The sequence below is a fragment of the Clostridium tertium genome (assembly GCF_017873245.1).
GTDB classification, from domain to species: Bacteria; Bacillota; Clostridia; order Clostridiales; family Clostridiaceae; genus Clostridium; species Clostridium tertium.
In genome coordinates this window covers 102,558-114,547 of sequence record NZ_JAGGJY010000005.1, presented here as the reverse complement: position 1 = coordinate 114,547, position 11,990 = coordinate 102,558, and the positions used below count along the sequence as shown (strand labels likewise).

Sequence of the window (11,990 nt, the reverse complement as noted above, 5' to 3'; positions counted from 1 at the left end):
AAAAGTGATTGGAGATATTAAAAAAGAGGTGATCATATGTGTTTAACAAGTAATTTAATGGGTCAAGAGAAGATAATAGTTCTAAAAGCAACGAGAGATACTATTAACCATGTAATAGAAAATGGAATCTATGCATTAAATAATTTACCTAATAATTATAAGCAATTTGAAAAATTTGCATTAGTAGAGGCAACAGATACTAATGAAACTAAAGTTTTGGCCGTAGGAAATATAAGTGAGCCGTTTGAAATAAATGATAATAGCAAGGCAGTAAACATATTTACCAATAAGAATTGGAAATGGCAGTATGAGCTATCAAATATAGTAGATTTAAGAGGAGATACATTAACGCTTGAAGATATATTTATAGAAAACAGTTTAGATAAAATTAACTATACAGTCCAATTTTAAATGTAATTATTTAAGAAAATTATCTATTAATTTTAAAATAATAGTAAACGTTTATATGGTAAGTTCCTAAAGTATAAAATTAAAAAATTAAAAAATTATAATTAGAATAATTGTTTTTAAGTGTGAAATATCATATTGCGATGCCTTTGGCATTTCATGTCATAAGTAATATGGTATTTCATGCTTTTTTATTTTTATACAATAAATTAATACATACTATATAAAGAGAATCAGATGTAGTACAATATTTATAGAATTATATACATAATCTGGAGGAGATAAAATGGATTTATTACCACTAGGATCAATAGTTGTACTAAAAGAAGGATATAAAAAATTAATGATTATAGGAAGAAAAATTTATTCTGAAAATGGCGAAACTCTAAATGATTACTTAGGTTGTCTTTATCCAGAGGGATATTTAGGTGAAGAGTACTGTTATGTTTTTAATAAGGAAGATATAGATCAAATAATTTCTAAAGGATACACTGATTTAGAAGAAGAAGCATTTGTAAAAGTTCTAAATGATATGATGTAAGAAAATTTAATACAAGTAAATAAAGAGGCTATGCTAGCATAGCCTCTTTATTTTATATTTTATTCAGCATAATTATTTGTTTAGTAATGTTAAGTTGAGAAACATATCTATTTATCTTCGCTATTATATCCGTAACATTATAAACTTGTCACCAATGTTAGATGACAAAAGGTCGGTTTCTTCAAATTGAATTAATGTATATGTATAAATATAATTAAATTACAAAGTAAAAGTTTACAATGGAAAATAAATGGAGGGGAAAATAATGACAAATTCTAAAACTAGTACAAGAGATTCTATGCAAAAATTTGGGAAATTTCTAAGTGGTATGGTAATGCCCAATATTGGAGCGTTTATCGCTTGGGGACTTATAACAGCATTTTTTATTCCGACTGGATGGATACCAAATGAGTTATTAGGAAGCTTAGTAGACCCAATGATTAAGTACTTATTACCATTACTAATTGGTTATACAGGAGGTAAGATGGTAGGCGGTGCAAGAGGAGGGGTTATAGGAACAGTTGCTACTATGGGTGTTATAGTAGGAGCAGATATTCCGATGTTTATTGGAGCAATGATTATGGGACCTTTAGCTGGTTTTGTAATTAAAAAGTTTGACAAAGTTGTAGATGGAAAAATTCCATCAGGTTTTGAAATGCTTGTTAATAACTTTTCTATCGGTATATTAGGTATGATATTAGCTATACTTGGATTTTTTGCAATAGGTCCAGTTGTAGTAGTTTTAACAGGAATATTAAAAACAGGTGTAGAAGCCTTAGTTGCAAGAAAATTATTACCTTTAGTTTCACTATTCATAGAGCCAGGTAAGATTTTATTCTTGAATAATGCCATTAACCATGGAGTTTTAGGACCAATAGGACTAGAACAAGTTCAAGAAAGTGGTAAATCGATAATGTTCTTATTAGAAGCAAATCCAGGACCTGGGTTAGGTATAATATTAGCTTATTGGATGTATAGTAAAGGATCAGTAAAACAATCTGCACCAGGAGCAGCAATAATACATTTCCTTGGTGGTATTCATGAAATTTATTTCCCATATGTATTAATGAATCCGCTACTTTTATTAGCTGTAATAGCAGGAGGAGCATCAGGAATATTAGTATTTACAATATTGGGAGCAGGGCTTGTAGCAACACCTTCACCAGGAAGTATATTTGCATTAATGGCAATGGCACCAAAGGGTGGATTGCTACCAGTTTTAGCAGGGGTGGCAGTAGCAACAGTAGTTTCATTCTTAGTGGCTGCACCATTTATTAAAATAGCATCAAAGAATGCAAAAGAAGAAGATCTAGAAGAAGCAAAAGGCAAAGTCAATGAAATGAAAAATATAAATAAATCTAGAGTGAAAAAGATAGTATTTGCTTGTGATGCAGGTATGGGATCAAGTGCAATGGGAGCTTCAAAGTTTAGAAATAAGATTAAAGAGTTAAATCTTGGAATAGAAGTTATTCATGCATCTGTGGATGAGATACCTAAAGATACGGATATTGTAGTTACTCATAAAACATTAATAGATAGAGCTAAGAAGTCTTGTCCTAATGCAGAATTAATAGGAATTCAAAACTTTTTAACTGATGATAATATTCAAAACTTATATAATAGACTAGCAAATAAATAATAATAAAAAAGACGTAAAATACTTACGTCTTTTTTATTATTTAGAGAAGCTGCTATAAATTGTTTAATTGTTCATTTGATAGAAATAGTTTCTTATAAAAACCAAATGTAACTTTGATATAATGATAAATAAAGATAACCTTATATTTAAAAGTGTCACTAAGTGATTAAGACATTTATAATGGATGATTAAATTGAGTTAAGATATAACAAAGTTTAAAATATAGGTGTAAGGAGTTGGACAAGCAAAAATGTCATTAATGGAGAGGTTTAATATGAGAAACAAAAAACTAAACTCTAGACAGAAAGAAATAATTCAAATATTAACTAGATCTACGGTAACAAATCCAATAACAATATCATCAATAGCAGATAAATTATCATTAAGTTCTAGAACGGTATTACGAGAAATGCCAAAGATAGAAAAGTGGTTGGAAGAAAATGAGTTTAAGTTTATAAAGAAACCAGGGGTGGGTCTAGTAATTGATGAAGATTTAGAAAATCAAAAGTTAATATTAGAATTACTAGAAATAGAAAGAATTGAAAAAGAGTACTCTAAGGAAGAAAGAAAACGGATAATAATAAGCGAGTTACTAATTTCACAGGATCCAATTAAATCATTTTACTTTACATCTCTTTTAAAAACTTCAGAAGGAACTTTAAGCAATGATTTAGATAGCATAGAAGATTGGCTAAAATCATTCAACATAAAGTTAGTTAGAAAGCCAGGGCTTGGAGTTTATGTTGAGGGTAAAGAAAATGATTATAGAAAAGCACTTACTAATATCTTATATGAAACTTTAGAAGAAAAAGAATTAATAAATCTTTTAAAAGGCTCCTTAATAACTAATAGAGAAAATGGAATAGTAGAATTTTCAATAGAAAATAGACTTTTAAATTTTATAGACAAGTCCATAATAAAAGCTATTGAAGAAATCGTTTCAGGATTAGAAAAAGAAAATGATATTAGACTTGTAGATAGCGCTTATATAGGGTTAGTAGTTCATTTATCTCTAGCTATTCAAAGAATAAAAAATAAAGAAAATATAAAGATAGACCCAGATGTTTTAGAAGAACTAGCTAAATTGCCAGAATTTGAAATAGGAAAAATGTTAGTAAGAAATATTGAAAGTAAATTCAATATAGAAATTCCTGTAGATGAGATTGGATATATCACTATGCATCTTAAAGGGGCAAAGCTTAGATTGAATTCTGTTTCAAAATTAGAAGAGGATATAGCTAATCTTGATATTAAGAGAATAGGAAAAAATATAGTTGAAGTAGTGGAAAAAGAATTAAATATTTTTTTGAAAGATGATGAAAGGCTTTTAAAGGACCTTACAAATCATTTAGTACCTGCAATAAGCAGGTTAAAGATGAAATTAAATATAAGAAATCCTCTATTAAATAATATAAAAGAAAAATATCCAATGGAATATAATGCAACAAAAAAAGCTTGCGAAATACTTAAATTAAATACTAAGGTTGACGAAATTCCAGATTCGGAAATAGCATATATAACTATGCATATAGCTGCAGCTATTTATAAAAAGGGGTTGGAAGAAAAAATAAAAGTAGTAATATCTTGCCCAACTGGTATTGGAACTTCAAGTCTTTTAGCAGCACTATTAGAAAGAGAATTTAATAATGTTGAAGTTATAGGTACAATATCTGCTATAAATATAGACGAAGATAAATTAAAAAAGGATGAAGTAGACATTATAGTTTCCACAGTCCCACTAGATATAAATTTTAAAAATATTTGTGTTGATCCAATTTTATCTTTACATGATAAGGGATTATTACAAGATAGTTTTAGGAAAATACTTAAAAATAAGAAATACAAAAATGTTATAAAGAAAGTAGACGTAAATAATAAAAAGGCTATGGGAATTAGAGAAATTACAGAGTTAGGAAATGAAATTATATCAATAGTAGATAATGTGAAAATAAAAGAAATTAAGGATATTGGAGATTTAGAAGAAATAATTGAGGAAGCAAGTAAGTTATTTTCAAAAGACAGAAAAGAAGCTGAAGAAATAAAAAATAAAATACTAGATAGAGAAAAAGTTAATAGTACTTATTTAAAAGATTTAAATATACTGCTCTTACATTGTAAATGCAAATGTTTAGATAGTGGGAGGTTTGGATATTTAAAAATTGAAGGTCAATTTAAAAATGAAAAAGGAGTAATCAAGGGAGTTTTAATATCTATAATACCAGAAGACTATAAAGAAATTACTTCAGAACTCATGAGTAAGATAAATGGTGCAATCATTGAAAATGAAAGATTTCTAAATATTTTAAATGAGAAAGATAGTAAAGAAGCTTCTCAAGAGGTTGAAAAGATATTAAAGGAAATTTATATAAGTAAGATAAAAATAAGCTTGGAGGGATAAGGAGTGATAAGGTCTAAGTTTCAAAGAGTAGTTAAATTCTTAGGTTCAATGATAATGGCTAATATAGGAGTATTTATTTCTTGGGGACTTATAACTTTGCTAGTTATTCCAGAAGGCTTTTTTCATAATGAAGCATTAGGATCTTTAGCAGATTCAATGGTAAAATACCTCTTTCCATTAATAATTTCAATAAAAGGCGGAAATATGGTTTCAGGATACAGAGGAGGAATTATAGCTGCAGTAGCAACTATGGGATTGATAGTAGGAACAGATACAGTAATAGTAATGATAATTGGAGCAATGATAGTTGGACCTTTATCAGCATATATAATCAAGACTTTCGATAAGGTTATGGAAAATAGGATACCAGCAGGATTTGAAATGTTAGTTAATAACTTTTCAATTGGGACAATTGGTATGGTATTAGCAATAATGGGGTTTATTATAATTAGTCCATTAACCTTTGGATTGTTGAGTGCTTTAAAAAATATTAAAGAATTCATTGTATCAAAAGGATTAATACCTGCGATTTTTATAGTTTCTATTGTAGTAGTAATAATATTTATAAGAATGTTATCAATAGATAAGGAATCAAAGGAAGCAATAGAAGGAGAAAAAGAAGATTTCGAAGTGAATGAAGCAGAAAATAATGAAATTAAAAAAATTGTATTTGTATGTGATGCTGGAATGGGATCTAGTGCAATGGGAGCAACAAAGTTTAGGAAAAGAATAAAATATTTAGGGTTAAATATTGAAGTAACTAATTCATCAGTTGATTCAATACCACAAGATGCGGATTTAGTAATTAGTCACATTAATTTAGTAGAAAGAGCAAAAAGAAATTCTCCGCATGCAGAACATATATTTATAGAAGATTTTTTAAGTGACAATAAAATAGATAAATTATTTGAAAGGTTGGAAGATAATATGTTAAAAGGATTAAAGCAAAAATTACAAATAAAGAATATTTTAAATGCTACAGATGAAAAGAATAATTTACCGATTTTATCAGAAAGCAATATAATTCTAGGGTTAGAAAGTGAAGGCAAAGAAGATGCCATTAAGAGAGCAGGAGAGCTATTAGTAAAAGGTGGGTACGTAAATGAAAATTACGTAGACGCTATGTTGGAGAGAGAAAGAGTTATTTCTACTTATATAGGAATGGGAGTTGCAATTCCTCATGGAATAGGAGAAGCTAAGAGAAATATAAAAGCATCTGGAATAGTAGTTCTACAATATCCAGAAGGAATTGATTTTGGCGAAGAGCTTGCATATTTAGTTATAGGTATAGCTGGAGTTGGAGATGAACATTTAGAGATACTAACTAATATAGCAATATCACTAGAAGATATTGAATTGGTAGATAAACTTAATAAGACGAGAGATAAGAAGGAAATTTTAGAAGTATTTAAGAAATAAGGAGGGTTTTTATGAAAAAGGCAATACAATTTGGAGCTGGAAATATAGGAAGAGGTTTTATAGGAGCATTGTTATCTAAATCAGGATATCATGTAGTTTTTGCAGATGTAAATGAATCTATAATAAATAAAATTAATGAAGATAAGCAATACACTATAAATATTATGGATATACAATGTACAGAAGAAAAAATAAATAATATAAGTGGTGTGTTATCAAATAGCAAAAGTATTTTAAATGAAATAAAGGAAGCAGATATAATTACAACAGCAGTTGGACCTTTAATTTTACCTAGAATAGCAGAAACAATAGCAAATGGAATTAAGCTTAGAAGAGAAAATAATATGCAAGAATATCTAAATATAATTGCTTGTGAAAATGCAGTTAAGGCAAGCTCCCAACTTAGAGATGAAGTTATAAAATATTTAAATGAAAAAGAGTTGGAATATTTGGAAAAATATATTGGATTTCCTAATTGCTCAGTTGATAGAATAGTTCCTCCTGTGAAAAGTGAAAATATTTTAGATGTAGTTGTTGAAAGTTTTCATGAGTGGAATGTTGAAAAAAATGCTTTTAAGAGTGAAATTCCTAATATTGAAGGAATGAATTTAGTAGATAATTTAGTAGCTTATATAGAAAGAAAGTTATTTACATTAAATACTGGACATGCTATCACAGCATATTTTGGATACTTAAAGGGATATAGAACGATAGATGAAAGTATAAATGATGAAAAAATATATAATTTTGTGAGGAAGGCTATGATTGAAAGTGGAGAAGCCTTAATTGCAAAATATGGATTTGATAGAGAAAGCCATATTAAATATATTGATAAAATTATAGGAAGATTTAAAAATCCTTACTTAAAGGATGATGTTGCAAGGGTAGGAAGAGAGCCTTTAAGAAAATTAAATAAAAATGACAGATTAATAAAGCCATTAATAACAGCAAGAGGATATAATATTGATTCTGAAAACTTATTACTAGGTGTTGGGGCTGCTATGCACTATAAAAATAATGAGGATGAACAGAGCAGACAGCTACAAAACTTAATAAAAAGTAAAGGTGTAAAAGAATCATTATCTGAGATAGCAAAATTACCAGAAGATAGTGAAATATTAATTAAGATAGAGCATTACTATAATCAAGTTAGAAGATTAATAGAAGGCTGAAAGATAAATAAAAAATAAAACATTTAAAGACGCCCATATAAAAATAAAATAATTAGAAAGATAAGGATTATGTATTACTAAATAACATAATCCTTATTTTTTTGCTGGAAAATTACTCTGAATAAAATATAAGAATATTTATAATTATAATAAAATTCTTATTAAAATGTTGTAATTTGGAATATTATACTATAATATGTATATATAGTGAATATTATGATATTTATAGTAATGATATATTATAACAAAAGTTATTAAAATTAAAAAATAGATTATAGTTAGGTCAAAATGGAGAGGTATATATGAGATATCAAAATATTAATATTATAAGTACAGGAGTAGATCATCCTGCAAATAGAATACATAATGATTATTTTATTAATCATTTTAATAAAATGGGCATTGAAATATCGGGTTTATTAAAGCATTTAGAAAGAGAATATAGATATATTTCTAATGATCCTAATGAAACTGTTATAACTATGGCTCACAAGGCAAGTATAGAGGCATTAAAAGATGCAAAATTAAATATCAGTGATATAGATTTACTTATTTTTGCAACAGATACACCAGAATATACATCACCATCTAATGCAGTTAAGGTATTAGAGATGTTAGGTGGTCCAGAAGCTAAGATACAAATGGCATATGATACAAATACAAACTGCTTAGGGATGATAACAGCATTAGATCAGGCAAGTAGAATACTAATGACTAATAAAAGATTTAAAAGGGCTCTAGTTGTTGGAGGAATATTATTTAGTTCTGTGGGAAGTCCTAATGATTCAGTTTCATATTCAAACTTTGGAGATGCCGCAGCAGCAGTTATCTTAGAAAAGGTTGATGAAGATGAAAAGAGAGGATTTATTGATTCTACGCATTTAGCGCAAGCATCAGAATGTAATAATATACTTATGCCTAAAGCAGGATACTCAAAAATTATAAGAGATGGAATAGAAGAAGAGGATGATAAGAGATGGTCTTGGAAGCCTTTTGATGGAAGTTTTATATCTGATGTTTGGGTAGATTTAATTAAAGAAGTTGCTGAGGATAATGGAATAAGGGTAAATGATATTAATCATCTTATTTTTTCTCAATTTACAATTCCTGATGCGAGACTTACATTAGAGAAGTTAGATATAGATAAAAGTAGGACAACATATATTGGAGATGAATTTGGCTATACTGGAACTACAAGTCCTATAATAGCTCTTGATAGAGCATTGAAGTCAGAAAAAATAAGAAAAGGTGACTACGTGACATTAGCATCTATGGGATCAGGGTCAGTAGTAACTGTTTTATTATTTAAATTTTAAAGATAAATATACTAATATATCGGCAATATTAGTAAGTTTATAAAAATAATTTTAGGAGGGTTAATTATGATAAAATACCAAGGAAAAAATTCAAATTATCAATTAAATTCGGACAAGATAAAAAAGGTTTTTCATGCACAAGCTTCAGGATTTTTCAGTGAAGAAGATGGGGCATCTTTTTTAAAGGATTATGATGCTATTACTAAGACATTTCCATCAAAAGATTATGCTTTAGTAATTGATGCGGCAGAATTAAAACCATCAAGTCCAGCTGTAGCAAATATGTTAGGAACTTTATTACAAAGATATATGGAAGTTCCATTTAAGAGCAGATTTTTAGTCACACAAGGCAATGTTGTTACTATATCTCAATTTAAGAGATTAGGAAAAGAAATACCAGGTTGGACTGAATCAGTTCAATATGTAGATAGTTTTGATGATGCTTTAAAAGGAATATAGTACATAGAAATTAATATAATATTTATAAAAGTTATAATGCATAAAGTCTCTACTAATTTTAATAGAGGCCTTATGTATTTTTTATTTATATTAAGTAAAAAAATAGTATGTTTTTTGAGTGATAATAATCAATTAGTAAAATATTCGCCATAATATCGGGAGATTTATACAAGTAAAATATTTAGTTATTAAACAATGATAATTATTATCAATAAATATCTTGACTTGAAGATATTTTAGATATATAATTATCTTGAAATCAAGATAATGTAGGTGAAGATATGAGCGATATAAATTTAAAACTAGTTATTGCGATGGCTAGAACTTATAATGATATGTTTTTTGAAATAGAAAAAAATGTTCAAGAATTTGGACTTAATATTAGCGAATTTGGCGTTTTAGAAATGCTATATCATAAAGGGGATCAACCAGTGCAAAAAGTAGCTGAAAAAATTTTAGTTACAAGTGGAACAATAACATATGTAATAAATAAATTAGAAAAGAAAGAATTAGTTGTTAGGAGGAAATGCGAAAAAGATAAAAGGGTATTTTATGTTTCTTTAACAGAGAAAGGAAGAGAATTTATTTCAGATATATTCCCAAAACATAAGGAGTTCTTAGATAATTTATTTAGTGAATTAAATGAAGATACTAAAAGAGAATTAGTAGATAACTTAATTCAATTAAGAAAAATATTAAAGCAATAAGTTTTAAATTATAGCTTTATAGATTTTAAAAAGATTATTTTAGATGGATAAACAATTAAGACTAATTAGAAATTTAAAATGATATGATAGGAGAATGATATAAATGAGTAAAAATTTTTATGATGCAATAAAAGAAAGAAGAAGTATATATTCAATTAGCAAGGAATCACCAGTATCAGATGAAAGGATTCAAGCAGTAATAGAAGATTCTGTAAAGCATGTTCCATCTGCTTTTAATTCACAAACTTCAAGAGTTGTTGTATTATTTGGAGAAAAACACGATAAGTTATGGGATATTGCAATGGAAGCTTTAAGAAAAATAGTTCCAGAAGAAAATTTTGCTTCAACTGAAGAAAAAATAAATTCATTTAAAGCTGGTCATGGAACAGTATTATATTTTGAAGATTTTAGCGTAGTGGAATCATTACAAAAACAATTTGAACTTTATAAAGATAATTTCCCAGTTTGGGCACAGCAAACTTCAGGAATGTTACAATTTGCTATTTGGACAGCATTATCTATTGAAGGACTTGGAGCAACATTACAACATTATACTGAATTAATAGAAGATGAAGTTAGAAAAGAATTCAATATACCAAATAGTTGGAAGATGATTGCTCAAATGCCATTTGGTAAAGGTACTGCTCCAGCTGGAGAAAAAGAATTTTCGCCAATAGAAAACAGAGTAAAGATAATGAAATAAGTGAATATAAAGGCGAAGATAACTAGATATGTTCCATAAGCCAAATAGCTGTGCAAAGAAGTACTAGGCTTGGAAAAACTACTATGCCAAGAGTTTTGGTTAACTCGCTGCGCTCAAACAAACCAATAACACTAAGGCCTAGTAGTTTTTCCTTCACCAAGTACTTCTAATTGCTCGCTATATGCTTATTTCACATATTTTATTTATCTTCGCCAGCTTATAATTCTTTACTTAAAATTATTAAATGAAGAATTAGTTTCATTGATACATATCATTAAGTTTAATTTTTCATTTTATAAGAAGCTAAGGAGGTTTGGTTATGTTAAGAAAATTAAATCATAGGAACATGGGAAAAAGTAATTTAGGTTGGCTTAAGAGTATATTCCATTTTTCTTTTGCAGAATATTTTAATATAGATAATATGAATTTTGGTGTATTGAGAGTTATAAATGATGATTTGATTGAAGGTAATACTGGATTTGATTTACATCCACATAAGAATATGGAGATAGTATCTTATGTAGTTGAGGGAGAATTAACTCATGGCGATACTATGGGAAATAAAAATACTATTTCTAGAGGACATGTTCAATATATGAGTGCAGGAACAGGAGTATATCATAGTGAACATAATTTAGGGGATAGTACAGCTAGGTTACTACAAATATGGATTATTCCAGATAAAAAAGGATATAAGCCAGCATACGGTGACTATAGATTTAATTGGGGCGATAGAAAAAATAAATGGCTTAATATAGTTTCAAGCAAAGATGGAGATGCAGCTATTAAAATAAATCAAGATGCAAACTTTTATGTAGTAGAGCTAGATGAAGGAAAAGAAATAGACTTCCAAGTTGGTTCTAATAGACAGGCTTATTTAGTTCAAATAGAAGGAAATTCTACAATTAATAATTTAGAATTAAATGAAAGAGATGCACTTGAAATAGTTGAAGAAGATATTTTAATAAAGGCTGATAAAAAATCACATGTACTTGTGATTGAAATGAAAAAGCAGTTAACGTGGTAAAGTAGGAGATAACTCTCCTACTTTTTTTTATATTAAATAAAGAATATTCATTTAATAATTATTTATAGATAATTATTATCTTTAAAGTTTAAGAAAATTTTGGTATAGTATTTTAAATGCATGTTTTTAAAATTGAATAATAGACGAGTTCTATGCAAATACTTAAATTATTATAAATTTATTTATAAATGCAGTTATTTT

General features: G+C 27.8%; 11 protein-coding genes. All 11 read left to right on the top strand.

Annotation, left to right across the window (positions count from 1 at the left end; translation table 11 throughout):
* The first annotated feature begins 36 nt into the window (after positions 1-36).
* The 11 genes from J2Z25_RS07845 (at position 37) to J2Z25_RS07795 (ending at position 11,789) form a co-directional block, all read left to right on the top strand.
* A complete protein-coding gene (locus J2Z25_RS07845) occupies positions 37-411 on the top strand; it encodes a hypothetical protein (protein WP_209739551.1) in 375 nt (124 codons plus the stop codon).
* A gap of 283 nt (positions 412-694) precedes the next feature.
* Positions 695-949 carry a DUF4176 domain-containing protein gene (locus J2Z25_RS07840; protein ID WP_008681086.1) on the top strand — a complete coding sequence of 85 codons (255 nt, stop codon included), beginning with the start codon at positions 695-697 and terminating at the stop codon, positions 947-949.
* 265 nt (positions 950-1,214) lie between these two features.
* Positions 1,215-2,588 carry a PTS mannitol transporter subunit IIBC gene (locus J2Z25_RS07835; RefSeq protein WP_209739549.1) on the top strand — a complete coding sequence of 458 codons (1,374 nt, stop codon included), beginning with the start codon at positions 1,215-1,217 and terminating at the stop codon, positions 2,586-2,588.
* Positions 2,589-2,862: 274 nt separating this feature from the next.
* A complete protein-coding gene (locus J2Z25_RS07830) occupies positions 2,863-4,986 on the top strand; it encodes a PRD domain-containing protein (RefSeq protein ID WP_209739547.1) in 2,124 nt (707 codons plus the stop codon).
* A 3-nt stretch (positions 4,987-4,989) separates the two neighbouring features.
* Entirely contained in the window at positions 4,990-6,405 is a 1,416-nt protein-coding gene (locus J2Z25_RS07825; protein WP_342451343.1) for a PTS sugar transporter subunit IIA, read from the top strand.
* 11 nt (positions 6,406-6,416) lie between these two features.
* A complete protein-coding gene (locus J2Z25_RS07820) occupies positions 6,417-7,577 on the top strand; it encodes a mannitol-1-phosphate 5-dehydrogenase (protein WP_209739545.1) in 1,161 nt (386 codons plus the stop codon).
* Positions 7,578-7,879: 302 nt separating this feature from the next.
* Positions 7,880-8,893, top strand: a complete 1,014-nt coding sequence (locus J2Z25_RS07815; protein WP_209739543.1) for a ketoacyl-ACP synthase III — start codon at positions 7,880-7,882, stop codon at positions 8,891-8,893.
* Between the two features lie 66 nt (positions 8,894-8,959).
* The gene (locus tag J2Z25_RS07810; protein WP_209739541.1) at positions 8,960-9,352 is read left to right on the top strand and encodes a hypothetical protein; all 393 of its coding nucleotides are present in this window, start codon (positions 8,960-8,962) and stop codon (positions 9,350-9,352) included.
* A gap of 281 nt (positions 9,353-9,633) precedes the next feature.
* On the top strand, positions 9,634-10,059 hold the full coding sequence (locus J2Z25_RS07805; protein WP_099345704.1) for a MarR family winged helix-turn-helix transcriptional regulator: 426 nt from the start codon (positions 9,634-9,636) through the stop codon (positions 10,057-10,059).
* A 103-nt stretch (positions 10,060-10,162) separates the two neighbouring features.
* Positions 10,163-10,762, top strand: a complete 600-nt coding sequence (locus J2Z25_RS07800) for a nitroreductase family protein (RefSeq protein ID WP_209739538.1) — start codon at positions 10,163-10,165, stop codon at positions 10,760-10,762.
* A gap of 319 nt (positions 10,763-11,081) precedes the next feature.
* A complete protein-coding gene (locus J2Z25_RS07795; RefSeq protein ID WP_209739536.1) occupies positions 11,082-11,789 on the top strand; it encodes a pirin family protein in 708 nt (235 codons plus the stop codon).
* Positions 11,790-11,990: the final 201 nt, after the last annotated feature.